Origin of the sequence: Comamonas halotolerans (assembly GCF_030162935.1) — a bacterium.
GTDB classification, from domain to species: Bacteria; Pseudomonadota; Gammaproteobacteria; order Burkholderiales; family Burkholderiaceae_C; genus Comamonas; species Comamonas halotolerans.
This window is the reverse complement of sequence record NZ_JASAUZ010000067.1, coordinates 1-23,967: the sequence shown is the minus strand read 5'-3', so window position 1 is coordinate 23,967 and position 23,967 is coordinate 1. Positions and strand designations below refer to the sequence as shown.

21 protein-coding genes are annotated in these 23,967 nt (G+C 55.9%); 17 read left to right on the top strand and 4 right to left on the bottom strand.

The features are described from left to right. The first annotated feature begins 151 nt into the window (after nt 1–151). The 4 genes from QEP11_RS16745 to QEP11_RS16730 all read left to right on the top strand — a co-directional run bounded on the left by QEP11_RS16745 (nt 152) and on the right by QEP11_RS16730 (nt 3,357). Nucleotides 152–1,048 (top strand): amino acid ABC transporter substrate-binding protein, encoded by an 897-nt coding sequence (locus QEP11_RS16745; RefSeq protein WP_284337790.1) that lies wholly within the window; start codon nt 152–154, stop codon nt 1,046–1,048. A 105-nt stretch (nt 1,049–1,153) separates the two neighbouring features. After that, nucleotides 1,154–1,909, top strand: coding sequence for an amino acid ABC transporter permease (locus QEP11_RS16740; protein WP_284337789.1), 756 nt, complete (start codon nt 1,154–1,156; stop codon nt 1,907–1,909). 3 nt (nt 1,910–1,912) lie between these two features. After that, the gene (locus QEP11_RS16735; RefSeq protein WP_284337788.1) at nt 1,913–2,584 is read left to right on the top strand and encodes an amino acid ABC transporter permease; all 672 of its coding nucleotides are present in this window, start codon (nt 1,913–1,915) and stop codon (nt 2,582–2,584) included. Between the two features lie 32 nt (nt 2,585–2,616). After that, entirely contained in the window at nt 2,617–3,357 is a 741-nt protein-coding gene (locus QEP11_RS16730) for an amino acid ABC transporter ATP-binding protein (RefSeq protein WP_284337787.1), read from the top strand. A gap of 100 nt (nt 3,358–3,457) precedes the next feature. Here the strand turns inward: QEP11_RS16730 and QEP11_RS16725 are convergent, their stop codons facing one another. Then, a complete protein-coding gene (locus QEP11_RS16725; RefSeq protein ID WP_284337786.1) occupies nt 3,458–4,234 on the bottom strand; it encodes a siderophore-interacting protein in 777 nt (258 codons plus the stop codon). 86 nt (nt 4,235–4,320) lie between these two features. On the opposite strand from QEP11_RS16725, the gene pyrC reads away from it, so the two are divergent. The 3 genes from pyrC to htpX all read left to right on the top strand — a co-directional run bounded on the left by pyrC (nt 4,321) and on the right by htpX (nt 7,644). Next, nucleotides 4,321–5,364, top strand: a complete 1,044-nt coding sequence (gene pyrC / locus QEP11_RS16720; protein WP_284337785.1) for a dihydroorotase — start codon at nt 4,321–4,323, stop codon at nt 5,362–5,364. A gap of 316 nt (nt 5,365–5,680) precedes the next feature. Continuing rightward, nucleotides 5,681–6,547: an NYN domain-containing protein gene (locus tag QEP11_RS16715; RefSeq protein WP_284337784.1), complete on the top strand. Its 867-nt coding sequence runs from the start codon at nt 5,681–5,683 to the stop codon at nt 6,545–6,547. A 224-nt stretch (nt 6,548–6,771) separates the two neighbouring features. Next, nucleotides 6,772–7,644 (top strand): protease HtpX, encoded by an 873-nt coding sequence (gene htpX, locus QEP11_RS16710; protein ID WP_284337783.1) that lies wholly within the window; start codon nt 6,772–6,774, stop codon nt 7,642–7,644. A 54-nt stretch (nt 7,645–7,698) separates the two neighbouring features. On the opposite strand, the gene QEP11_RS16705 is transcribed toward htpX, so the two are convergent. Further along, nucleotides 7,699–9,114 (bottom strand): ABC transporter substrate-binding protein, encoded by a 1,416-nt coding sequence (locus QEP11_RS16705; RefSeq protein ID WP_284337782.1) that lies wholly within the window; start codon nt 9,112–9,114, stop codon nt 7,699–7,701. A gap of 689 nt (nt 9,115–9,803) precedes the next feature. On the opposite strand from QEP11_RS16705, the gene QEP11_RS16700 reads away from it, so the two are divergent. Further along, nucleotides 9,804–11,759: a GGDEF domain-containing protein gene (locus tag QEP11_RS16700; RefSeq protein ID WP_284337781.1), complete on the top strand. Its 1,956-nt coding sequence runs from the start codon at nt 9,804–9,806 to the stop codon at nt 11,757–11,759. Nucleotides 11,760–11,865: 106 nt separating this feature from the next. Then, nucleotides 11,866–12,474, top strand: a complete 609-nt coding sequence (locus QEP11_RS16695; RefSeq protein ID WP_284337780.1) for a chromosomal replication initiator protein DnaA — start codon at nt 11,866–11,868, stop codon at nt 12,472–12,474. Nucleotides 12,475–12,513: 39 nt separating this feature from the next. Here the strand turns inward: QEP11_RS16695 and QEP11_RS16690 are convergent, their stop codons facing one another. After that, entirely contained in the window at nt 12,514–13,431 is a 918-nt protein-coding gene (locus QEP11_RS16690; RefSeq protein ID WP_284337779.1) for a LysR family transcriptional regulator, read from the bottom strand. 128 nt (nt 13,432–13,559) lie between these two features. Here QEP11_RS16690 and QEP11_RS16685 point away from each other — a divergent pair, with 128 nt between their 5' ends. The 8 genes from QEP11_RS16685 (at nt 13,560) to QEP11_RS16650 (ending at nt 23,772) form a co-directional block, all read left to right on the top strand. Next, on the top strand, nt 13,560–15,671 hold the full coding sequence (locus QEP11_RS16685) for a 3-hydroxyacyl-CoA dehydrogenase NAD-binding domain-containing protein (protein WP_284337778.1): 2,112 nt from the start codon (nt 13,560–13,562) through the stop codon (nt 15,669–15,671). A 220-nt stretch (nt 15,672–15,891) separates the two neighbouring features. Further along, nucleotides 15,892–17,088, top strand: a complete 1,197-nt coding sequence (locus QEP11_RS16680; protein WP_284337777.1) for an acetyl-CoA C-acyltransferase — start codon at nt 15,892–15,894, stop codon at nt 17,086–17,088. A 23-nt stretch (nt 17,089–17,111) separates the two neighbouring features. Beyond that, the gene (locus QEP11_RS16675) at nt 17,112–18,308 is read left to right on the top strand and encodes an acyl-CoA dehydrogenase family protein (RefSeq protein ID WP_284337776.1); all 1,197 of its coding nucleotides are present in this window, start codon (nt 17,112–17,114) and stop codon (nt 18,306–18,308) included. A 25-nt stretch (nt 18,309–18,333) separates the two neighbouring features. Further along, on the top strand, nt 18,334–19,470 hold the full coding sequence (locus QEP11_RS16670) for an acyl-CoA dehydrogenase family protein (RefSeq protein WP_284337775.1): 1,137 nt from the start codon (nt 18,334–18,336) through the stop codon (nt 19,468–19,470). 85 nt (nt 19,471–19,555) lie between these two features. Continuing rightward, nucleotides 19,556–20,365 carry an oxepin-CoA hydrolase, alternative type gene (locus QEP11_RS16665; RefSeq protein ID WP_284337774.1) on the top strand — a complete coding sequence of 270 codons (810 nt, stop codon included), beginning with the start codon at nt 19,556–19,558 and terminating at the stop codon, nt 20,363–20,365. Nucleotides 20,366–20,404: 39 nt separating this feature from the next. Continuing rightward, nucleotides 20,405–21,652 carry a CaiB/BaiF CoA transferase family protein gene (locus QEP11_RS16660; RefSeq protein ID WP_284337773.1) on the top strand — a complete coding sequence of 416 codons (1,248 nt, stop codon included), beginning with the start codon at nt 20,405–20,407 and terminating at the stop codon, nt 21,650–21,652. Between the two features lie 113 nt (nt 21,653–21,765). Further along, complete coding sequence (locus tag QEP11_RS16655) at nt 21,766–22,767, top strand: Bug family tripartite tricarboxylate transporter substrate binding protein (RefSeq protein WP_284337772.1); 1,002 nt, start codon at nt 21,766–21,768, stop codon at nt 22,765–22,767. 21 nt (nt 22,768–22,788) lie between these two features. After that, the gene (locus tag QEP11_RS16650) at nt 22,789–23,772 is read left to right on the top strand and encodes a Bug family tripartite tricarboxylate transporter substrate binding protein (protein ID WP_284337771.1); all 984 of its coding nucleotides are present in this window, start codon (nt 22,789–22,791) and stop codon (nt 23,770–23,772) included. A gap of 15 nt (nt 23,773–23,787) precedes the next feature. On the opposite strand, the gene QEP11_RS16645 is transcribed toward QEP11_RS16650, so the two are convergent. Then, nucleotides 23,788–23,967, bottom strand: a 180-nt coding sequence (locus QEP11_RS16645; RefSeq protein ID WP_284337770.1) for a hypothetical protein, incomplete at its 5' end; no start/stop codon positions are given.

The window sequence follows — 23,967 nt, the reverse complement described above, 5'->3', positions numbered from 1 at the left end:
GATGGAAGTCATGCCGCTTGACGATGCATTAAAGAGCGGAGAGGTCTGTCACATGCAGGACAAAGTGTGGCAGATTATGTATGTCTTGCATGACCCTATGCGATTCGCTATAGGGCGGCTCGTTCACAAAGTTTGATTTGAGGAGCACTGTATGAAGAAACATTTGCTGGCAGCAGCCGTGATGGTGTTGACAACCGGTAGTGCCATGGCGCAAGCGAATGACACGCTGGCAAAAATCAAGGGGTCTGGCAGCATTACGCTGGCAGTGCGTGAATCCTCTGGTGCATTGGGCTACACCCTGGGTGATGGCAAGTACGTGGGTTTCCACACGGAAATGGCGGAGAACATCTCCGACGATATCGCCAAGCAATTGGGCGTGAAGGTGGAAAAGAAGTACCAGCCAGTGACATCGCAAAACCGCATTCCTTTGGTGGTGAATGGCACCGTGGATCTGGAGTGCGGCTCCACCACCAATGACCTGAACCGTCAAAAGGATGTGGACTTTGCCAATACCACCTACGTGGAGCAAGTGCGTATTGCAGTGAAAGCCAACTCAGGCATCAATGATGTCAAGGATCTGAATGGCAAGACCGTGGCCACCACCACCGGAACCACTTCTGTGCAACTGCTGCGCCAGAACAAGCGTGCTGAGGGCATTGAGTTCAAGAACATCATGGGCAAGGACCATGCAGACAGCTTCTTGTTGCTGGAAACAGGCCGTGCGGATGCCTTCGTGATGGATGGCTCCATCTTGGCCGGCAATATCTCCAAGTCCAAGAATGCCAAGGACTTCAAGATTGTGGGAGAGCCGCTGTCCACCGAGCCAATCGCTTGCATGGTGCGCAAGAACGATCCTGCGTTCCTGAAGGCGGTTAACGACTCCATCGCTCGTCAGGTCAAGGACGGCACCATGGCCAAGCTGTGGGACAAGTGGTTCCTCCAGCCAATTCCTCCAGCGAATGTGGCCGTGGGGCTGCCTCTGTCGGAAGCTACCAAGCACGCTTGGGAGAACCCCAACAACAAGCCTAAGGAAGATTACAACAAGTAATTTTTCACCAGTTGAACGCCCCGCCTGCATTGCTGTGGGTCGGGGCGTTTTCTGTTGGATGGCATGTGCTGGCATGCGTTGGCAGGTTTATTGGAAGGGAATCCTATGAATTGGGATTGGCAAATGTTTTGCGAGGATACGCTGGACCGCACGGTGCGCGAAGGCTGTTTTGGCAAAGATGGCGACATTACCTATCTGGACTGGATGTTGTCGGCCTGGGGATGGACGATCTCCGTGTCCATTCTGGCTTTGATATTGGCACTTATCACCGGGGTGGTGATTGGTACTTTGCGCACCTTGGAAGGGCGTCCCTGGACGGTACGCTTTGGCAATGCATGGGTGGAGTTTTTCCGCAATATTCCATTGCTGGTACAAATTTTTATCTGGTACCACGTGGTGCCAACGATCTTCCCGTCGATGAAATCAGTCTCGGGTTTTGTGCTGGTGGTGCTGGCTTTGGGCTTCTTTACGTCGGCTCGTATTGCAGAGCAAGTGCGCTCTGGTATTCAGGCCTTGCCGCGCGGTCAACGTTACGCCGGTATGGCAATGGGATTCACCACCTGGCAAACCTACCGCTACGTGCTGTTGCCCAATGCGTTTCGCATCATCATTCCGCCGTTGACCAGTGAGACGATGAACATTTTCAAGAACTCGTCCGTGGCGTTTGCTGTCTCGGTGACAGAGCTGACAATGTTTGCCATGCAAGCGCAGGAAGAAACGGGTCGCGGGATCGAGGTGTATTTGGCAGTGACCGGCTTGTACATCGTTTCGGCGTTCACCATCAACCGCATCATGGCCTTCATTGAAAAACGTACGCGAGTGCCCGGCCTGGTGGCCTCTACCGCATCGGGAGGTCACTAAGCCATGAATTTCTCTTTGGATTGGTCTTTCTATAACTGGGATCTGATCAGCAACTTTGTGATCAAGGGTCTGGGTTTCAGCGTGATGCTGACCATCATCGCTACGCTGGGCGGCATTTTCTTTGGCACTTTGCTGGCTCTGATGCGCCTGTCGGGCAAGAAGTGGCTGGATGTGCCTGCCACCATTTATGTCAATGGTATGCGCTCCATTCCGCTGGTGATGGTGATTCTGTGGTTCTTTCTGCTGGTACCTTTGGTCATCGGCAAGCCCATCGGTGCAGAGATGTCGGCCATCGTCACATTTATTGCTTTTGAGGCTGCCTACTTCTCCGAAATCATGCGTGCAGGCATTCAGTCGATTCCTCGCGGGCAGGTGTTTGCAGGTCAAGCCATGGGGATGACTTACAGCCAGAACATGCGCTTGGTGATCCTGCCACAGGCATTTCGCAACATGCTGCCGGTGTTGCTGACACAGACCATCATCTTGTTTCAGGACACATCGTTGGTTTACGCAATTGGCGCCTACGACATGCTCAAGGGCTTTGAAGTGGCGGGCAAGAACTTTGGCCGCCCCATGGAGGCGTATCTGGCCGCCGCTGTTGTTTACTTTGTGATCTGCTTTGGCCTGTCGTATCTGGTCAAGCGCTTGCACAAAAAGATCGCCATCATTCGTTGATGCATGCGGTTTGAAAGATTGAGGATTTATTCATGATCGAACTCAAGAACGTTTCCAAGTGGTACGGCGACTTCCAGGTGCTCAATGACTGCTCCACCCGCATCCAAAAGGGCGAAGTGGTGGTGGTGTGTGGCCCTTCCGGGTCCGGCAAGTCCACGCTGATCAAAACCATCAATGCCCTGGAGCCCATACAGAAAGGTGAAATCTGGGTCAATGGAACAGCCGTGCATGACACCAAGAACACCAATTTACCCAAGCTGCGCTCCACGGTGGGCATGGTGTTTCAGCATTTCGAATTGTTTCCACACCTGACAGTAACGGAGAATCTGACGATTGCCCAAATCAAGGTGCTTGGCCGCTCAGCCGACGACGCCAAGGCGCGGGGGCTGAAGATGCTGGATCGTGTGGGACTGATGGCACACAAAGACAAGTTTCCAGGTCAACTCTCGGGGGGGCAACAGCAACGCGTGGCCATTGCGCGTGCGCTGTCCATGGACCCCAACGTGATGCTGTTTGACGAGCCTACTTCTGCACTCGACCCTGAAATGGTGGGAGAAGTGCTGGACGTGATGGTGGGGCTGGCCCATGAAGGCATGACCATGATGTGCGTGACGCACGAAATGGGCTTCGCCAAAAAGGTGGCCAGCCGCGTGATTTTCATGGATGTAGGCGGCAAGATTTTGGAGGATTGCACCAAGGAGGAGTTCTTTGGCAATCCCGAGGCTCGCCAGCCTCGGACCAAGGATTTCTTGAGCAAAATTCTGCAGCATTGATTGATGCTGACTGAGGAAAAAAGCCGCTGCTGTCAGCGGCTTTTTTCATGTGTCCAAAGAAGGCGTGGCAATGGCTTGTGCCGTTGCTGGATGCGTGATATCACTCTTTGTCGGCAAGCTCTTCATGGTGGTCAGCTTCCCCGCGTTTCCAGTAGGCGGAGATACGCATGCGTTTGGGGGATGCGCCCTTGGACACAGCAATCTTACGCAGCTGAGCCATATCGCTGTGCTCGCCAGCAGCCCAGATAAAGCCTTCATCTTCAGGTAGTTTCAGGGCTTGTGCAGCTTCTGTCAGGGAGTTCACCCATTGCAGATCCAGTTGAGCTGCTGAAGTGAGGGGACGGCGATCGGCCTCAGGTAGAGCCAAGCGCAATGTGATGTTGGCCGTTTCAGGAAGCTCTGCCAGGGCACGTTCCACGGCTGGCAGACCCGAGGCATCGGCCAGCATCCAGTACCAGTTGAAGTCTTTGCGAATCACCATGGAACCACGTGGGCCGGCAGCGCCCACCCAGGAACCCATGGGTGCGGTGCGCGCCCATTCCGTGGCAGGGCCCTGGTCATGCAGTGCAAAGTCCACGGTGAGGGTATTGGTGGTCCAGCGCAAGGGTGTGTAGTCGCGCATGGTGGGGCGGGGGCCATCAATGAAAGGCTTTCCATCCACCATCTCGGGCAACAAAGGCTTTTCCAGTCCTTCTTGAGGCAGGATGAGCTTGAAATGGTCATCGAAACCATCGCTGGCAAAGTCACGCATTTCCCCCACCAGTGTCAGGCGAACAAAGCCTGGGCTGATTTGCTCACGCGAGAGCAATTGCAGGTGGCGTGCTTTGAAAGGGTGGCGCACGCGTTCAAAAGCTGGAGTGTTCATTGTAGTTGTCATATCTTCTTCTTTTCAAATGAGAGTGTTTCTCATTATGCACAGCAGATGGCGGATGAAAGTTTTGCAGTCAATGGGACAATAGGGATATGACTTCCCCCACGACCCTCACCATTACCCGTCCCGATGATTGGCACCTGCACGTGCGCGATGGAGATGCCATGCGCTGCGTGGTGCCCCACAGTGCCCGACAAATGGGCCGTGCCATCATCATGCCCAACCTTAAGCCCCCCGTCACTACCGCAGAGTTGGCTGTGGCCTACAGAGAGCGCATCCTGTCTGCAGTGCCAGCAGGAAGCAAGTTCCAGCCTCTGATGACGCTGTACCTCACTGACAACTTGACGCCCGAAGAAATTGTGCGTGCCAAGTCGGCAGGTGTGGTGGCCTGCAAGCTGTACCCTGCAGGCGCAACCACCAATTCGGATCACGGTGTGACCGATCTGCGCAAGATCTACCCGACACTTGAAGCTATGCAGCGGGAAGGTCTGGCACTCCTGGTGCATGGTGAAGTTACCGACCAAAGCATTGATCTTTTTGATCGCGAGGCCGTGTTCATTGAGCAGCAACTGAAACCACTGCGCAAGGATTTCCCTGAGCTGAAGATTGTCATGGAGCACGTGACGACCAAGGAGGCCGCGGAGTACGTTGCAGCAGCTGATGACTTTCTGGCTGCGACCATCACACCACAGCATTTGCTGTTCAACCGCAATGCCATTTTTCTGGGTGGCGTGCGTCCACACTTTTATTGCCTCCCTGTCCTCAAGCGTGAAACACACCGTGTGGCGCTAGTGCAGGCGGCCACCAGTGGCAGCAAGAAGTTCTTTCTTGGAACGGACAGTGCGCCACACGCTGCACATCTCAAGGAAGCTGCCACCGGTTGTGCGGGTTGCTACAGTGCCCATGCAGCAATCGAGATGTACGCAGAAGTGTTTGATAGTGTGGGAGCACTGCATAAGTTGGAAGCATTTGCCTCTTTCAACGGCGCAGATTTCTATGGTTTGCCACGCAACACCGACACCATCACCTTGGTCAAGGAAAGCTGGACACCGCCCGTGAGCTTTGAATACGGGGAGGGGGCTGTCTTGAAGCCGCTACGCTTTGGTGATGCGCTGCCCTGGAAGATGCTGGATTGAGTGCCAGAGCACTGTGCAGCCTAACTGCATAACGCTATCTGCGGCAGCTTTCCAGACTGTCAATGTCGCCAAGAGCTGCTGAGGTAGCCCTTTTTATGGGGCTTGGCATTCTTGGGGCGCTGCGCTAGTCTGTGCCTAGGAACTTGCTTGCGATCCAGCCGTTTGGGGACCATGGCTATGCGGGCGGTCAAGGTTGTGGCAATCGCTTGCAATTCATGAGCCTTGCTGCACACCTGCGCCCAGCATGCCTCCTGCTTAGCCACAGTCGTGGCGTGAGGAGATCGGGAACAAGTTCTAACTGCCTCAAGGAGACTGCATGGCCGCCGAAGACCAACCCCGTATTGCCCTGTTGATTGACGCCGACAACGCGCCGGCGGAGATGATTGATGAAATCCTGACCGAGTTGTCAACCTTTGGGGTCATCAACACCCGCCGCGCTTATGGCAACTGGACCAAGGCAGGCTTGCAGGGGTGGCAAAACAAATTGCTCGAATATGCCGTGCGCCCTATGCAGCAGTTCGACTATTCCAAAGGAAAAAATGCGACGGACATGGCAATGACCGTGGATGCCATGGAACTGCTCTATACGGATCAACCGGATGCATTTGGCATTGTTTCCTCTGATGCCGACTTCACGCCGTTGGTCATGCATCTGCGTGCCAAGGGTGCAGCCGTATACGGCTTCGGTGCAGAACAAACTCCCAAAGCTTTTGTCAACGCCTGTTCACGCTTTCTGTATTTTGACGCGCTGGTGGCATTGGGGGATGGCATTACCAGCCGTGGTGATCGCCGCGAGCAGGATGAAGCAGCGGCTGATGTGCGTGTTCTGCCGCATGTGCCTGAAGTGGAGAATGGCGCCAGGCCCAGCCTTGGCAAGCAGGCAGGAGGAACAGGTGCTGCTATGCCCGCTACGGTGGGCTTGCGGGTTCCTACACACATGTTGCGTGAGAACAAACAGCTGATTGCCATGCTGCGCGATGCCGTCAAAGCCACCCAGGACGAGACCGGCTGGGCACGTGTGGCCGCGGTTGGAACGCATATTGGCAACAAACTGTCTTTTGATGCGCGCAACTATGGTTACGCCACATTGACCAAATTGATGGCAGCGACGCAAGTCTTTGAGCTGCGTGATGAGGGCACCGCGCGTGTGGCGGTGCGAGACCCATCCGCCGCCGCCACGTAGGCACATTCCCCTGAAGAAGCTGCGGAACTAACATGGCTGCTGTCTGCTCATAGCCAGCATTGCCATCTATGATTGCAACCGTTAAGAAATGGCGTACACCCTCAAAATATCGAAACAACAGCAGGGGTGTGAAAGGTGACAACGCTTGAATCCGCAGACTTGGCCCCTATCTTGCTGCATGAGGTCATGAACCTGTTTTTTCCCCACCGTGGAGAAATCCAAGAATGAAACGTATCGCACTCTTTTTGTTGACCAATATTGCCGTGGTGGTGGTTTTGGGCATTACGGCCAGCTTGCTGGGCGTGAATCGCTTTTTGACCGCCAATGGCCTGAACCTTGGTGCCTTGCTGGGCTTTGCCTTCATCATGGGCTTTGGTGGTGCCATCATCTCCTTGCTGATCTCCAAGCCCGTGGCCAAATGGTCGTCAGGCGTGCACGTGATCGAGCAGCCCCGCAATGCCGACGAAGCCTGGATTGTGGACACCGTGCGCAAGTTTGCTGATAAGGCCGGCATTGGTATGCCTGAAGTGGGTATTTACGAGGGCGAGCCCAATGCTTTTGCGACTGGTGCGTTCAAAAACAGTGCCCTGGTGGCGGTATCCACGGGTTTGCTCCAGGGGATGACACGTGAAGAGGTGGAGGCCGTCATTGGCCATGAAGTGGCGCACATTGCCAATGGTGATATGGTCACGATGACCCTGATTCAGGGTGTGATGAACACCTTTGTGATTTTCCTCTCGCGCATTGTGGGTTACGCCGTTGACAGCTTCTTGCGCAAGGGGGATTCGGAAAACTCCGGACCTGGCATTGGCTACTACGTGACCACCATCGTGATGGACATCTTGCTGGGCTTTGCAGCAGCGATCATCGTGGCCTGGTTCTCACGCCAGCGTGAATTCCGTGCCGATGCCGGTGCAGCACAGTTGATGGGCCGCAAGCAGCCCATGGTGAATGCCTTGGCGCGGTTAGGTGGCATGGTGCCAGGTGAGCTGCCCAAGAGCATGCAGGCCATGGGTATCACCGGTGGTATTGGCAAGCTTTTCTCCAGCCACCCACCGATTGAAGAACGTATCGCTGCGTTGCAAAATCATGGCTGAGCGCGAATAACTTTGGAAAAAAGCCCGGCTTGACCGGGCTTTTTTGTATCCGATTCACACCCAGCGAAGACCGCTGAGATCATGCACCCATACCGGGTGGTTCATCTGAAGGCCTTGTAGGCCGCGCCGTGCGACCGTGCACAGCTGCGGAGAAAACAACCACACACTGGCAACATCGCTTGCCAGATGGCGTTGCATCTCGCTGAACATCTGCTGGCGCTGGCGGGGACTGTTGCTGTTGTTATGGCGCTGCGCCAAATCTCTGAATGCGGGGCTGTCGTAGCCAAAGTAGTAATCAGGATCCAGGTAGATCAAGTGATCCTGTGGTTCGATATGCGTGATCAGCGTCAGTTCAAAGTCCCCTTTGAATGTTTTACCTAACCATTCTGCCCAGGTCACCGGCTGAATTTTGAGATGGATGCCTACCTGGGCCAAGTATTCTGCAATGACTGGTGCTCCCTCCCGCGCGTAGGGGATGGGCAAGGCCGTCAAAGTAAACTCCAGTGGCTTAGTAATACCTGCTTCACGCAACAATCGCCTGGCTTGTACCGGGCTGTAAGGGTAGGTGTTTGCGAGGTTGAGAAAACCAGGATCTGCAGGCGTGAAATGGCTGCCAATGGCAGTGCCTTTGCCTTTTAACACGCGTTCGATAAAGGCCTGCTTGTCGATCGCATGTGACAGCGCCTGCCGTACACGCACATCTTGTAGGACTGGCATGCGGTGGTTGAGTGCTAGCAGGCCCTTGCCGCTGGTGGCTCCTATCATCACCTGATATCGGGGATCGCTTTGAAAACGATGCAAGTCGTGTGTGATGAGGTTGAATGAAATGTCGATATCACCACGCTCCATGGCCTCGGATTGCAGGGAAAGCGATGGGATGAACCGGAAGGTTGCATGCTCAATGCGCTGGGGAGCTGCCTGGCGATAGTTCGCAAACTTGCGCATGCGCAGGCTGTGCCCTTTGCGCCATTCAACAATGGCATATGGCCCTGTGCCTACCGGGTGCTGCGCTGCCTGGCTTACGGTGTCAGGGTGCAATATGACGGCAGTGGATTCGCCCAGGCGAAACAGTGTCAGCGGATCGGGGCGGTGCAGTTGTAACTGCACTTGCAGCGGAGCAAGTGCTTGGACTCGCGCAATATTTTTGAAGAAGCTGGCATGAGCCTTGTTTCGGCTGCCTACTTGCTGGCAACGATCCAGGCTGAAACGCACGGTTTCTGCTGTGAGCGGAGAGCCGTCGTGAAACAGCGTGTTGGGGTGTAGCTCGAAAGTGTATGTCTTGCGGTCGGCGCTGATCTCCCAACGTTGCGCCAGGAGCGGAGCCACCTCTCCACTTTCATTGATTTTGACCAGTCCTTCCAACACATTGAGGTGGATGATCTGGCCGATGGACGCTGCATGGTAGGTGGTTGGATCGAGTGCATCAGGCTCCAGTGAAATGCTGGCGGTGACGGTATTGCGCCCGGCCATTGGGCTAGTCCATGCTTGCGAAGCAAGGGGGGCACTGCCCAGGGCCGTGGCAATTTGTAAACATCTTCGCCTCGATACGAGGGTGTTGTATATCTTTTTCATAGCGGATATTGGTTTTTTTATTCGAAAACTGCGTCAATGAATTTCTAGGTTCTGAAGCCTAGAGATGTCGAATGCTCTTGATGAGTAAGCCAGATGTTTTCATCGCCACCTTGCTGCGTGCTTTCACTGCGCTTATGCATCGCTGCCTCCTCTATGTGCTGCATGCGTGTTGTTCAACACACAAATCTGCGTCGCGTCTTTTCTAAATGCTTATTTGAGGTGTTTGAGGATGGCATGGGCCTGCGATGACTTTGATTGGTTTGGGCCAAGCTATGCAGCTAGTGGCTGAGGCAGTCAAGCGTGTTCTGTGGAACTTCTGTGCTGGATGCAGGAAAAAACACACTCGACCTCCGTTTCTTTGTGGTGGAGACAAGGGTGGGCGCCGAGGTGAGGCTTGGGGCAGCACCTTCAAGATGATCCTGATGGGGCAACTTCAAGGGACTGAGAGACTTTTTTTTATATTTGAGATGTATGTACTCACCAATGATTCTTTTGTTATTGTATTTTTCTGTGAAAGAATGTGAACAAATTTTTAATAAAAATTAATGCGTTAGCTATTTCATTCCGTTCCATAAAAACAGCCAGCTATGAACTTCAGAGTGCGCCGTGTTTGGTGGGCATTGGGATTGCTACTGATCTTCCTTACCGGCTTGGCCATTTGGGGAGGGGCAAGCTATGCGGAGCGGGAGAAACGCTTTCGTCATCAGGTTGAAACGGGGGTGAAAACCACCAGCGAACTGACGGTGCGCAGCTTGGTGCAGTGGCGTACCCGTTTGCAGGCATCAGCCAATTCAATTTCAGACGACCAGTTGCTGGCGCGTGCAGTCCATGCATGGGAGTTGGTCGCCACAGAGGAAAATCTGACGCCTCTTTCGGACCGGCTGCGCTCCTTGGTTGAACGCGGGGACTTCACCAAAGCCGTACTGCTGAATGTCGAGGGAAAAGTTTTACTCAGTTCTGGCGGCAACCATACTTCATTGCCTCCTAGGGAGTCGGAAGCACTACGAGAGGCACTGGAAACGGCCAGCGCAGTGTTTGTGGAGCCTTACGACAATAGCAACTTTGCCTACCCGTCCTTGAGTCTGCTGGCTCCTTTGTTTGACCGGGACGAAGCGGTTGGAGCGATTTGGTTGATTGTTGACCTCAGGGCCACATTGTTTCCCTTATTGGATTTATGGCGTGCTGCCAGCAGTTCATCAGAGTCTCTCCTGCTGCAGCGTGAAGGCGAGAACATCTATCACATCAATCCCTTGCGCCACAATAATGCTGGTGCATTGGCTAAGTTTGGAAGTATCACTGACATACAGTTTGTAGCCGTCCAGGCATTTCATGGTTTGCGGGGGGTGGTATATGACAAAGACTACCGTTACCAACGCGTTCTAGCTGTAGTCAGCGTGATTCCAGATTCACCCTGGGTGCTGGTCTCCAAAATTGATGAAGCCGATGCATTTCTGGAGCAGCAACGCAGCGACAGCCTATGGTTGGGGCTGTCTGTGGGCGGCCTGATTTTGGTGCTCTCTTGCATGGCGCTTTATGCTGTGTGGCAGCTAGTAAAACAGGAGCGGCAATTCAAGACGCAGCTGCAGCGTAATATGCGTTGGCTGGAGCGTGCGCAGAAAACAGCGTCAATTGGTCACTTCTCCGTGGATTTGAAAAAGCGAGAAGTCACACTGTCTCCCATGGCTGCTAGTATTTTGGGATTCATGGGGGAGGAGAATCTCTCCATTCAAAAAATCAAATCAATGCTGCATGAGCAAGATATTGCAGCGGTACTCCGGGATAAATTCAAAAGCTTGGTGCTCAATGAATCATTTCAGGCGCATTTCCGGGTATTCCCTGAAAAAAGCGTGCACCCCAAATGGCTGGAGGCTTGGTGCGAATATGAAGGCCTTAGCGATGAGAAGAAGCTGATAGGCACTATCCAGGACATCAGTCTACGCAAGAAAACAGAAGAGGAACTGGCCACCTACCGTCGCTCTTTGGAAGCACAAGTGCGCACTGACGCCTTGACGGGGCTGGCAAACCGGTTTGCGCTGGACGAAGCCGTCAGACAGGAGTGGATGAGGGCATGTCGTAGCAGTCAGGCGCTTTCGGTGCTGATGGTGGATGTTGACTACTTCAAAGGTTTTAATGATTTCTATGGCCACCTGGATGGGGACGAGTGCCTCAAACGTGTAGCTAGAAAACTGATTGAAACAGTCACGCGGGAGGAAGATGTCGTGGCTCGTTTCGGCGGTGAAGAATTTGCTGTGTTATTGCCCAATACCAATGCAGCCAATGCGCTGATGATTGCCAAGAAGTTTTGCCAAGCCGTTGAGCGTATGCAAATTGAGCACCTGGCTTCGCCGGAGTACAAAGTGGTCACCATCAGTGTGGGAGGGGCTACTGTCTGGCCGGTCTATAACAAAAAGCCTGAGGACCAGGAGTGTGCGATGCGTGAATTGTTTGCTCAGGCAGATGTTGCTTTGTACCAAGCCAAGAAATTGGGGCGCAATCGTGCTTGCGCCTTCGATGTGAGCATGCAGCCCAAAGAGGGGGTGTAAGCGCTTTAAGAAGTCTTACAAATTGCCTGGATCAGGTGTCAGCTTCCAAGGTATGGCGGACGTTACAAAAAAACTGAGATCCATCTATTTCCAAGGAGCGATTGCCGTGCAAACAAATATGCGTCGAGCCACATGGGCCTTTAGTCTGCTGGCCTTGGCTGCAATGAGTGGATGTGTGGTTGCGCCCATGGATGATGGCTATGCGGAATACGGCTACACCAGCACCACGGTGTATACAGACTATGGCCACCCGCCACCGCCTCGCGTGGAATACCGTACGGTGGCACCTTCGCCGCACCACGTGTGGGTGGCCGGGGACTGGTTTTGGGGTGGCAGCCGATACGATTGGCGCCCAGGTCGCTGGGCTCCGCCAGGCTATCGCCCTGCACCGCCTCCGCATCGTCCGATGGTGCAGCCACCTCGACCTCCGCACATCATGCCGCCGCCCAACCCTCGACCTCCAGTGGTGCGGCCGGATGATCGCCCCCGTCCCCCGCAGTTCAGGCCGGATCAGCCACGCCCACGGCCTCCGCAAATGCGTCCGGATGGGGGGCAACGACCACCGCAGATGCGGCCTGATCAACCACGCCCGCCGCAGGCAAGGCCTAACCGCCCGCCACAGCGCGAAGATGCCCGTCCTCCACGTAGAGAAGGTGAGCACAACCGCGGTGGAGGTGGACCATCACGCCCAGATCGGCGCGATGAGAGAGGCTAGATTTCCTGTAAAGGCCTGCGGGTACGCCAGCAGGCTTTTTTAGCTTCGCTCAGGCCGGGATGGCGGTAGGTTGTCGCTACGTGCTTTGGCCAGCAGAAAATCAATGCATGTGCGTACTGCCCGAGTCTGGTGGCGGTTGGGAAGATAGAGCAAGTACATATGTGTGCCAAAGATGCTCAGCCGGTAATCGCTGAGCGTTGTCAGAATTTCGCCGCTGGCAACTTTGTCCTTGACCACGTAATCGGGCACCAGACCAACGCCCAGCCCTGCCAGAATGCCTTCTCGCAAGAATGGAAAGTGTTCGGAGCTGAGAGTGGGCTCCAGCATCACTTCCTGGCGCTCCAGGCCCTGGTATGCCGATAGCCGCAGCTGGCGGCCAGTGACCCCTGCAGTGATCAAGGGGCTGGCACGCAGCTCCATCAGGGTTTGAGGCAGACCATGCTGCAAGGCGTAGTCCCTGGAGGCGCAGGCCACATAGCGCACATCGCCCAGGCTACGAGCAATCACTGACAGTGGTGGCTCTTGCATCACACGAATCGCAATGTCCACTTCATCGCGCAAGTTGTCTGCACGATTTTCGAACAGCACGTCCAGCACGATGCCAGGGTTCAGGCGCTTGAACTCGATCAGCCATTGGCTCATCACAATCTGTCCGTAACCACTGGGCACGCTGATACCCACGCGGCCACGCAGCTCATGCCCCAGGCTGGTAATGGTTTCGCGCGCGGCCAGTATTTCGTTGTGCACATTGCGGCCATGCTCATACAGGCGCAAACCCACCTCTGTAGGTTCTACGCGGCGTGTGGTGCGTTTGACCAACTGTACGCCCACCGACTTTTCTAGCTGTGCCAGGTGATAGCTCACGTTGGCACGCGTCATCTTCAGTTTGCGGGCGGCTTGGCTGAGGTTTCCGCTGTCGATGATCTCTACGAGCAGAGTGAGTGATTGCAGGTCCACCTAGGGTTTTCCCTTGTTATTGTTCAAAAGTATTTGACACTGTGTCAATTTTTTAAGGAATTGTAAAGAAGCATTGTCGTAGTAAAAACGACTTTTCCTCTCACAACGTAGTTCCGGAGACACGCGCAATGAGTTTTGACAGCAACGCTTCCGTAGTCCAAACCCGCCTGGATGGCGAGGTTCTGGTCGTCAGCATCAACAATCCACCCGTGAATGCTTTGGGCCAGGCGGTGCGCGCTGGGCTGCTGGCTGCTGTGGAACAGGCCGCTGCTGATGTGGCTGTGAAGGCGGTGCTGATAGTGGGAGAGGGCAAGGCATTTATCGCGGGGGCTGACATCCGTGAATTTGGCAAGCCTGCGATGCCACCATCACTTCCCGATGTGTGCAACCGCATTGAAGCCAGCGACAAGCTGGTGGTTGCCGCCATTCACGGGCCTGCGCTTGGCGGCGGGCTGGAGATTGCACTGTCGGCACATTACCGTGTGGCATTGCCCAAAGCCCTGCTGGGTCTGCCCGAGGTAAATCTGGGCCTGTTGCCCGGCGCAGGGGGCACACAGCGAGCTCCACGTGTGATGGGGGTGAAGGCCGCCACCGAGTTGATGCTTAGCGGCAAGCATCTGAGCGCCAAGGCTGCGGCTGCGGCAGGCTTGGTAGACAAGCTGGTGGATGGCGATGATGTGCTGGCCGCGGGCCTCAACTACACACGTGAACTGCTGGCTGATGGTGCTGCGGTGCTCCGTACCCGCAATATCGAAATTTCGGACAAGGTGGCTGCTCTGGCCGATCTGGAGGCACTGGCCATCGACACTGCCAAGAAAGCGCGAGGCCTGTTCTCGCCTTTGAAGATCATCGAATGCGCCAAGGCTGCCGTGGAGCTGCCTTTTGACCAGGGTTTGGCCAAGGAGCGCGAGCTGTTTGTGCAATGCCTGGAAAGCCCACAGCGCCAAGGACTGATTCACGCATTCTTTGCTGAGCGTGAAACTGCCAAGATCCCAGAAGCCAAGGCTGCTGCGCCCCGCGCGTTCAACAAGCTGGCCATCATTGGCGGAGGCACCATGGGTGCAGGCATCACTGTGGCAGCACTGGATGCGGGCTACCCTGTGATCATGGTTGAACGCGATGCCGAATCGATTGCCCGTGGCCATGCCAATGTGGAGAAGGTCTACAACGGTTTGATCGCCAAGGGCCGCATGACTGAAGAGGGCAAGGCCGCCATTCTTGCGCGCTACACACCTTCGACCAGCTATGACGACCTGAAAGAGGTGGACCTGGTGATCGAGGCGGTGTTCGAAGACCTTGAAGTCAAGAAAGCCGTGTTCAAGGAGCTGGACCGTGTGTGCAAGCCAGGCGCTGTGCTGGCCACCAACACTTCTTATCTGGATATTGACGCGATTGCTGCTGCCACAAGCCGTCCTCAAGACGTGATTGGCCTGCACTTCTTCAGCCCTGCCAACATCATGAAGTTGCTCGAAATCGTGGTACCTGCCAAGGTGTCCGCCGATGTCGTGGCAACCGCATTCGAGTTGGCCAAGAAGCTCAAGAAAGTGCCTGTGCGCGCTGGTGTGTGTGATGGCTTTATCGGCAATCGCATTCTGGCCGTGTACAAGCAGGCTGCTGACTACATCATGGAAGACGGGGCATCGCCCTACGAAATTGACGAAGCCGTGCGAGGTTTTGGCTACCCCATGGGCCCCTTCCAGGTGACAGACCTGGCTGGTGGTGATATTGGCTGGGCCACGCGCAAGCGCCGCGCTGCCACTCGTGACCCCAAGGCACGCTACGTGGAAGTGGCTGACCGCATTTGTGAAAACGGCTGGTTCGGTCAAAAGACAGGCCGTGGTTTTTACCTCTATCCCCAAGGTGCACGTGTGGGCCAGCCTGACCCTGAAGTGCTGGCCATTGTGGATGCCGAGCGTGCCAAGAAGGGCGTGACACCACGCAAGTTCACACCTGAGGAAATTCTGCGCCGTTACATGGCTTCCATGGTCAACGAAGGTGCCAAGGTGGTGGAAGAGGGCATTGCCCTGCGCCCACTGGATGTGGACGTGACCTTCATCTCAGGCTATGGCTTCCCGCGTTACCGCGGCGGTCCCATGAAGTGGGCCGACATGCAAGGCCTGGACAAGGTGCTGGCAGACATCAAGGAATTTGAAAAAGAAGACCCGCTGTTCTGGAAACCAGCAGCCCTGCTGGAAAAGCTGGTTGCTGAAGGCAAGAACTTTGACAGCTTGAACAAATAAGCCACCTTCCGTGTGGTTCGCGGAACTTGCCCTGTCCAGGCAATGCCGATGGGGTGGAGCCAGCGCTTTGGGCGATCTTTGTCCCATGTTGCTGGCGGTGCCGCGCCACCGGAAAAGCTTGCCGTGCTTTTCCAAATTTCAAAAGAAGTTGCCAGTACACAGTGCGATAAAGCAGCAGTGCTGGTGACGATCCAAAAAACCAAATCGAGACAAACACACCATGCGCGAAGCCGTCATTGTTTCCACTGCCCGCACTCCGTTGGCCAAGTCGCACCGCGGAGAATTCAACGTGACTCCGGCTGCTCAACTGGCCGCTTTTTCGGTCAAGGCGGCGGTGGAGCGTTCAGGCGTTGATCCCGAAATGATTGAGGACTTGATTCTCGGCTGCGGCAACCCCGATGGGTTCCAGGGGCGTAACCTGGGGCGCCAGACCGTGATTCGTGCCGAACTGCCCTTGAGCATTGCGGGTACAACCATCACCCGTTACTGCGCTTCCGGGCTGCAATCGATTGCTATTGCAGCAGGCCGCGTCGTGGCCGAAGGTGTGGATGCCATGCTGGCAGGTGGGGTGGAAACGATCTCTGGCATGCGGGCTAGCAACAACTTGCCCACGGACATGGACCCCTGGCTCGTGCAGCACAAGCCGGATCTGTTCATGGCCATGATCGATACCGCCGACGTGGTGGCCAAGCGCTACAACATTTCGCGTGAAGATCAGGATGCTTTCTCGCTGCTGAGCCAGCAACGTACAGCGGCGGCGCAAGCGGCAGGCATTTTTGACAACGAAATCATTGCTTGCGCCACAAAGATGGCCGAGAAGAACAAGGAAACGGGCGAAGTCACTTACCGCGATGTCATCGCCACCAAGGACAACTGCAACCGTGCCAGCACCACGCTGGAAGGGCTGGCCAAGCTGGAGCCTGTGAAAGGGCCAGGCAACTTCATTACGGCTGGCAATGCCTCGCAGCTGTCGGACGGTTCCAGCGCCTGTGTGGTGGTGGAAGCGAAGGTGGCAGAACGTCTGGGCCTCAAGCCTTTGGGAGCATTCCGTGGTTTTGCCGTGGCCGGTTGCGAGCCTGACGAGATGGGTATCGGCCCCGTGTTCGCGGTGCCCAAGCTGCTCAAGCGCCATGGCTTGACGGTGGACGACATCGATCTGTGGGAGCTCAACGAAGCCTTCGCTTCCCAGGCGCTGTATTGCCAGCGCCAACTGGGTATCCCCCTGGAACGGCTGAACGTCAATGGTGGCGCGATCTCCATTGGTCACCCCTTTGGCATGACCGGTGCGCGTCTGGCTGGTCACATCTTGCTGGAAGGCCAGCGTCGCAAGGCCAAAGACCCCTCCGTGAAATACGGCGTCGTCAGCATGTGCATTGCCGGTGGCATGGGCGCTGCAGGCCTGTTTGAAATTTTCTGATCTGGTTTATCCGAGGTATTGCAATGGATCTCCAATTCACCCCCCAAGAACAAGCCTTTCGTGCGGAAGTGCAAGCCTTTCTGAAGGCCAATCTCAACCCCGAATTGGCCAACAAGGTTCGCGGTGGTCAAATCCTGAACAAGCAAGACTTGCAGGGCTGGCACGATGTGCTTAACGAGCGTGGCTGGTTGGCCAACCACTGGCCTGAACAATACGGTGGCCCAGGATGGGGCGCAGTCGAGAAGTTCATCTTCGAAAACGAGTGTGCGCTGGCAGGCGCTCCCCGATTGGTGCCTTTTGGCGTGAACATGCTGGGCCCTGTGCTGATCAAGTACGGCAATGAGCAGCAAAAGAACTACTGGCTGCCACGCATCCTGAATGGTGCGGACTGGTGGTGCCAGGGCTATTCGGAACCCGGTTCAGGCTCGGACCTGGCTTCGGTGAAGACCACTGCTGTGCGCGATGGCGATCATTACATCGTCAACGGCCAAAAGACCTGGACGACGCTGGGCCAGCACGCCAACATGATCTTCTGCCTGGTGCGCACCAACAAGGACGTGAAGGCGCAGGCTGGTATCAGTTTCTTGCTGATCGACATGAACACCCCCGGCGTCGAAGTGCGCCCCATTATCACGCTGGATGGTGAGCACGAAGTCAACGAAGTGTTCTTCACTGACGTGAAGGTGCCTGTTGAGAACCTGGTGGGCGAAGAAAACAAGGGCTGGACCTACGCCAAGTACCTGTTGACCTATGAGCGCACCAATATTGCAGGTGTGGGCTTCTCCGTCGCTTCGCTGGAAAAGCTGAAAGTGGCCGCAAGCCGCACCTTCTACAACGGCAAACCCCTGTCGCAAGACCCGCTGTTTGCAGCCCGCATGGCCAAGGTCGAAATTGATCTGGAAAACATGAAGACCACCAATCTGCGCGTGATTGCAGCAGTGGCTGGCGGTGGTGTGCCAGGTGCTGAAAGCTCCATGCTCAAGATCAAGGGCACAGAGATTCGCCAGGAAATTCTGTCGCTGATCCGCCGCGCCATGGGCCCTTACGCTGCGCCGTTTGAAGAGGCTGCCATGCACGGCAACAACACGGAGCCAACCGTGGGGCCTGAAGAAGCGTTCTCGGCGGCAGCCGCTTACTTCAACTACCGCAAGCTGTCGATCTTTGGCGGCTCCAACGAAATCCAAAAGAACATCATCTCCAAGATGATCCTGGGCCTTTGATTCGGGCGAAGGAAGGAACAAGCTCATGAACTTCGAACATACCGAAGACCGCCGCATGCTGGCGGACACCTTGAACCGTTTTGTGGCTGAGCAGTACGGTATCGAGCACCGCAACAAGATCGCGTACGGCCAAGAAGGCCATAGTGCCGAGCTGTATGCACAATTTGCCGAACTGGGTGCCATTGGCGCGCTGTTCAAGGAAGAAGACGGTGGTTTTGGCGGGGCAGGCTTTGACATCAGCGTGGTGTTTGAGTCGCTGGGCCGGGGTCTGGTGGCTGAGCCTCTGCTGGGGGCGTTGGTTGTTGGGCAGGCGTTGATCGCTGCAGGCACCGAGTCGCAAAAAGCCAAGCTGGAAGACATTGTGGCCGGTGGTGTGATCGCTGCGCTGGCACACGACGAGCCCGGCAGCCACTATGAACTGAACAACGTCAAGACCACCGCTGTCAAGACTGCCACAGGCTGGGTACTCAATGGTGCCAAGGGCGTGGTGGCATTTGGTGCCAAGGCTGACTTGCTGCTGGTCTCCGCACGCACATCAGGCAACCAGTACGACCAAGACGGTATCAGCCTGTTCCTGGTGGATGGCAGTGCTGCCGGCATCGCCAAGCGCAGTCTGCAGCGCTTTGAAGGTGGCCGTGTGGCTGAGCTGACATTCGACAACGTCGGGCTGTCGGGTGACGCCTTGCTGGGTGCGGAAGGCAAGGGGCATGCGGTGCTGGAACACATCAGTGGCTACGCGCTGCTGGCACTGGCTGCAGAATCTGTAGGGGCGATGGACGTGGCCAAGCAGCACACGCTGGAATATCTGCAAACGCGCAAGCAGTTTGGTGTGGCCATTGGCACATTCCAGGCCCTGCAACACCGCATGGCTGATGTGCTGCTGGAAGTGGAGCAGGCTCGCTCTGCAGTCATCAACGCGGCAGATGCCATCGACAACGCTACAGGCGCCACCAAGGAAAAAGCCTTGTCGGCCGCCAAGTACACCGTGGGCTATGTGGGTACCAAGGTGGCGCAGGAAAGCATCCAGCTGCATGGGGGCATTGGCATGACCTGGGAATTGCCTTTGGCGCACTATGCCAAACGTCTGGTCATGATTGATCACCAGTTTGGTGACGAAGACCATCACCTGGCCCGCTTTATTGCATTGGGGCAGGCGGCTTAAAGCCTTTGCTCATACAGCCCTTGCTGCACGGTGCGACAAGGGCTGGTGTTGCTTTTCAGCATCCATAACAACGAGGAGACATGCAGTGAATCCAGAACCCCTGTTGCAACGTCGTGAAGGGAATGTGCTCATTCTCTCCAACAACAATGTGGCTGCACGCAACGCCTTGTCGCCAGAGTTCTACGCGGCGGTGATGCAAGCGCTGGCAGATGCTGCCGCTGACGATAGTGTGGGCGCGGTGGTGTTGACTGGTGAAGGTGGGCATTTCTGTGCGGGTGGTGACTTGCGGCAACTTGCCAAGCGCCGCGAGCTGCCCGTTGAGGTTCGCCGCGAAAAGCTGGAAGGTCTGCACGACCTGATCCGTGCGGTGCGAGACTGCCCCAAGCCCGTCATTGCTGCGGTGGAAGGTGCGGCCGCTGGCGCAGGGCTTTCTCTGGCGCTGGCTTGCGACATGCTGGTGGCGGCCAAGAACAGTGTGTTTTCGGTGGCGTATGTGAAGGTGGGGCTGACCCCTGATGGCGGTGCCACCGCTTTTCTCTCCGAGTTTGTGTCACGTCAGGTTCTGACCGAGCTGTGTCTTACGGGCGAGCGCATCAGTGGAGAGCGCTTGCACCAGTTGGGTGCGGTGAATCGTTTGGCGGAACCGGGTCAAGCCATAGTCTGGGCTTTGGGCCTGGCGCAGCAAGTGGCGCAGGGGCCAGAGCTGGCCATGGCGCGTATCAAGGATCTGTGCCGCCAGGCGCCGCGCAATACGCTGGAGCAGCAGCTGGAGCTGGAGGCGCAGTACATGGTGCAGTCGCAAGAGAGTGAAGAGTCCCGCGAAGGCATTGCTGCCTTTCTGGAAAAGCGCAGCGCCAGTTTCCGTCAAGCCCCTCATGTGCCGCTGGCAGAGTAAGCCGGGTATTCAAACATTAAAGCGCAGGAGACAAGAGCAATGACCTCATCCACCTTGCCGGAAGGCATGGATTTTCCGTTGGAAGGCGTGCGCGTACTGGATTTGTCACGCGTATTTGCAGGCCCTTTGTGTGGTCAGGTGTTGGCTGATTTTGGTGCCGACGTGGTCAAGGTGGAGCACCCCGGGCGGGGCGATGACACGCGCGACTGGGGTATGCGTATCGGCAACACAGAGACTACCTACTACAACAGCATGAACCGCAACAAGCGTTCGGTCACGCTGGATTTGCAAAGCCCCGAAGGCGTGCAAATCATTTATGACCTGCTGCCGCAGTTTGATGTGGTCATCCACAACTTCAAGCATGGCGGTGCCGATAAGCTGGGTCTGGGCTATGACAAGCTCAAGTCCATCAAGCCTGATCTGATTTATTGCAGCGTGGCGGGTTACAACAGCGACACCCCAGAAGCCAAGCGCCCTGGCTATGACTTGGTGATTCAGGCCGAAGCAGGCTTGATGGCCATCAACGGCGAAGAGGGGACACCGCCACTCAAATTTGGCGTGGCCGTGGTGGATCTGATGACTGGCATGTACGCCGCACAGGCCGTGCTGGCTGCGCTGTATCGCAAGAGTCGCACAGGGCGAGGTCGGCAGATTGAGCTGGCTTTGTATGACTGCGGTCTGACCATCAATGGCTACTATGCTTTGGATGCCATGCTGCTGGGACATGACACGCAGCGCTATGGAAATGCCCACCCGTCTATCGTGCCCTATGGTTTGTTTGATGCTGCGGACGGCCCGCTGATCATTGGCGTGGGCAACAACCGCCAGTTTGAGGCGTTTTGTCGCAGCGTCATTGACCGAGCAGACATTTTTGAAGACCCGCGTTATGCCACCAATGTGGAGCGGGCCAGAAACCGTCTGGAAATTTTGCCGCTGCTCAAAAGCATCATTGCCAGCTTCCCGCGCAAAGTGCTGCTCGAACGCATGCATGCTGTTGGCATACCCTGTGGTGAAGTTGCAGGTCTGCACGAGGCGCTGACCAGCGAGCGCACCCAGCAAACCGGCGTGTTCCAGCAAATGCCCCATCCCGTGGTGGGCAAGACCTGGGTGTTTGCACCGCCTTACCGCATGGATGGTCAGCGTTTGCCTATTCGGCATACACCACCCACTCTGGGGTCGGCCACACGTGAGGTGTTGCAAGAGCTGCTCTCCATGAGCGATGCACAGTTGCAGGCGCTCAAAGACAAGGGCGTGCTCACACTGCCCGATTCGGCAAATCCTCAGTAACTTTTTCGACGGCAAGGCTTTCGGCACAACAACTCCATCAGAGGGTTGCATGCCGGGGTAGGAGGTCGGGCCATTTCCTGCGTGCAAGCACGTTTTTTTAGGGAGACAACAATATGGACACGGTTCAAACCAATCGCCGCCACCTCATGGTGGCTGCCGCAGCGGCAGCGGGCAGCAGTCTGATCGGCCTGCCTGCCTGGGCCAAGGCTGCGTATCCCAGCAAGCCCATTCGCTTCATCGTGCCCTTTAATCCAGGCGGAGCTACCGATATCGTCGCTCGCGTGCTGGCAGAGGCTATGTCGAAGAAGCTGGGGCAGCCCATCGTGGTGGAGAACAAGGGTGGAGCAGCAGGCATGCTGGGCACAGACCAGGTGGCAAAGGCCGCACCTGATGGCTATACCGTGGTGTTGTCACTGAGCACCTCATTGCTCATCAACCAGTTCCTGTATTCCAAGATGGCTTACAACCCGCAGCGTGACTTGCTGATGATGTCCGAGATTGCATCGGCGCCTGTCACCCTGGTGGTGCACCCGTCGGTGCCTGCCAGCAACATGAAAGAGCTGCTGGCATGGGTCAAGGCCAACAAGAGCAAGGTCTCCTATGGCAGCTGGGGAGTGGGCTCGTATGCACATCTGGGTGGCGCGTACATGAGCAAGAGCATGGACGCTGACATGAGCCATGTGGCTTACAAGGGCGAAGCACCCATGATTCAGGAGTTGATCGGTGGTCAGCTGCAAATGTGCTTCTCCAGTGCCCAGAACACCAAGCCCTTTATTGAATCTGGCCGCCTCAAGGCCATTGGCGTCACAGGCAAGGAGCGCATGAGTGTGTTGCCCAATGTGCCCACCATCTATGAGCAGGGCGTGACCGATGACGCCTACGCGATTGCTGGTTTTGTCGGTATGGCGCTGCCTGCGGGCACTCCCAAAGAGATTGTGGATGTGTTGTTTGCAGCACTCAAGGATGCATCACAAGACGCCAAGGTCAAGGAGCGCATTGATGGTGCAGGCTTCCTGCCCGTGTTCAGCACGCCGCAAGAGTTCGCCCAAACCTATGCCAAAGCAGCACCGGTGTGGAAGTCGCTGATTGAAGTGGCTGAAGCCAAAGTGGACTAAAACAAACCCAGAGACATCGCAATGAACAACGTATCTTTTTCTCGCCGCATCATCTTGGCTACCGCAGCAACGCTGGTTGCCGGCTCGGCCATGGCGCAGGCAGCCTGGCCTAGCAAACCCATCACTTTGATCGTGCCTTTCCCTGCGGGTGGTCCCACGGATGTGGTGTCTCGCATTGTGGGTAAAGAGCTGTCAGATCGCCTCAAGCAACCGGTGATCGTGGAAAACCGCGCGGGTGCATCGGGTTCGATTGCGGCAAATCAGGTCAAGCGTGCGGCACCTGATGGCTATACCTTGATGACGCTGGCCACTCCCACATTGTTTGCTCCCCTGTTCTACAAAGGCGCAGGCTACGAAATCACCAAGGATTTCACGCCTGTTTCCATGATCTATGACTTGCCCATCGTGATGGTGGTCAATCCCAGCAAGCTGCCCAATGTGAAGAATTTGCCGCAGTTGATAGAAACTGCACGTGCGCAAAAAGATCCGCTGAACTACACCACCAGCGGGGCTGGCAGCTTTGGTCATATGAGCATGGAGTTGCTCAAAGAGCTGGGCAAGTTCGACATGCAGCACGTTGCCTATAAAGGTGGTGTGCCAGCCATTACAGACACCATTGGAGGTCAGGTGCCCATCATGTATGCCGATTTGGTGGCAGCGCTGCCACATATCAAATCGGGCAAGTTGGTGGCTGTGGCCGTGGGTTCTCCCGAGCGCGTGAGCGTGGTACCGGAGGTCAAGACCATTGCTGAGCAAGGCATTGATGGTTTCTCCGCAGTCTCACTGGGAGCGTTGCTGGGGCCGAAAGGCATGTCCGCTGATATCGTTGCCCGCCTGAACAAGGAAGTGCAAGAAATCCTGGCGAAAAAGGATGTGCAAGAGCGCATTCTTGGGGCTGGTGCCATTGCGCGCTTTATGCCTGCTCAGCAGTTGCAGCAGAGCCTGACGCAGGATTACGCCAAGTGGAGCAAGGTGGTCAGGGACAAGGGCATGGTTGCAGAGTAATTCGTTTTGCTCATATCACCTGCTATTTTGCGAAGCCACAATTGCCGAATTATTGAATTCATAGCTGCTAGCGCTTAAGGTATAAGCTTTAGCGAATGTTTTAACCAACAATTTCTGAAAGAACAAACCATGAAGGTATTGGTCCCAGTCAAGCGCGTGGTGGACTACAACGTCAAAGTCCGTGTGAAGAGCGAT

Excerpts from the sequence above, each read along its gene's own strand:
- QEP11_RS16685 (WP_284337778.1), top strand. The coding sequence starts at position 13,560 with ATGAGTTTTGACAGCAACGCTTCCGTAGTCCAAACCCGCCTGGATGGC.
- QEP11_RS16730 (WP_284337787.1), top strand. The coding sequence starts at position 2,617 with ATGATCGAACTCAAGAACGTTTCCAAGTGGTACGGCGACTTCCAGGTG.
- QEP11_RS16745 (WP_284337790.1), top strand. The coding sequence starts at position 152 with ATGAAGAAACATTTGCTGGCAGCAGCCGTGATGGTGTTGACAACCGGT.
- QEP11_RS16670 (WP_284337775.1), top strand. The coding sequence starts at position 18,334 with ATGAACTTCGAACATACCGAAGACCGCCGCATGCTGGCGGACACCTTG.
- htpX (WP_284337783.1), top strand. The coding sequence starts at position 6,772 with ATGAAACGTATCGCACTCTTTTTGTTGACCAATATTGCCGTGGTGGTG.
- QEP11_RS16705 (WP_284337782.1), bottom strand. The coding sequence starts at position 9,114 with ATGGCCGGGCGCAATACCGTCACCGCCAGCATTTCACTGGAGCCTGAT.
- QEP11_RS16660 (WP_284337773.1), top strand. The coding sequence starts at position 20,405 with ATGACCTCATCCACCTTGCCGGAAGGCATGGATTTTCCGTTGGAAGGC.
- QEP11_RS16735 (WP_284337788.1), top strand. The coding sequence starts at position 1,913 with ATGAATTTCTCTTTGGATTGGTCTTTCTATAACTGGGATCTGATCAGC.
- QEP11_RS16740 (WP_284337789.1), top strand. The coding sequence starts at position 1,154 with ATGAATTGGGATTGGCAAATGTTTTGCGAGGATACGCTGGACCGCACG.
- QEP11_RS16725 (WP_284337786.1), bottom strand. The coding sequence starts at position 4,234 with ATGACAACTACAATGAACACTCCAGCTTTTGAACGCGTGCGCCACCCT.
- QEP11_RS16675 (WP_284337776.1), top strand. The coding sequence starts at position 17,112 with ATGGATCTCCAATTCACCCCCCAAGAACAAGCCTTTCGTGCGGAAGTG.
- QEP11_RS16700 (WP_284337781.1), top strand. The coding sequence starts at position 9,804 with ATGAACTTCAGAGTGCGCCGTGTTTGGTGGGCATTGGGATTGCTACTG.
- QEP11_RS16715 (WP_284337784.1), top strand. The coding sequence starts at position 5,681 with ATGGCCGCCGAAGACCAACCCCGTATTGCCCTGTTGATTGACGCCGAC.
- QEP11_RS16655 (WP_284337772.1), top strand. The coding sequence starts at position 21,766 with ATGGACACGGTTCAAACCAATCGCCGCCACCTCATGGTGGCTGCCGCA.
- QEP11_RS16650 (WP_284337771.1), top strand. The coding sequence starts at position 22,789 with ATGAACAACGTATCTTTTTCTCGCCGCATCATCTTGGCTACCGCAGCA.
- QEP11_RS16680 (WP_284337777.1), top strand. The coding sequence starts at position 15,892 with ATGCGCGAAGCCGTCATTGTTTCCACTGCCCGCACTCCGTTGGCCAAG.
- pyrC (WP_284337785.1), top strand. The coding sequence starts at position 4,321 with ATGACTTCCCCCACGACCCTCACCATTACCCGTCCCGATGATTGGCAC.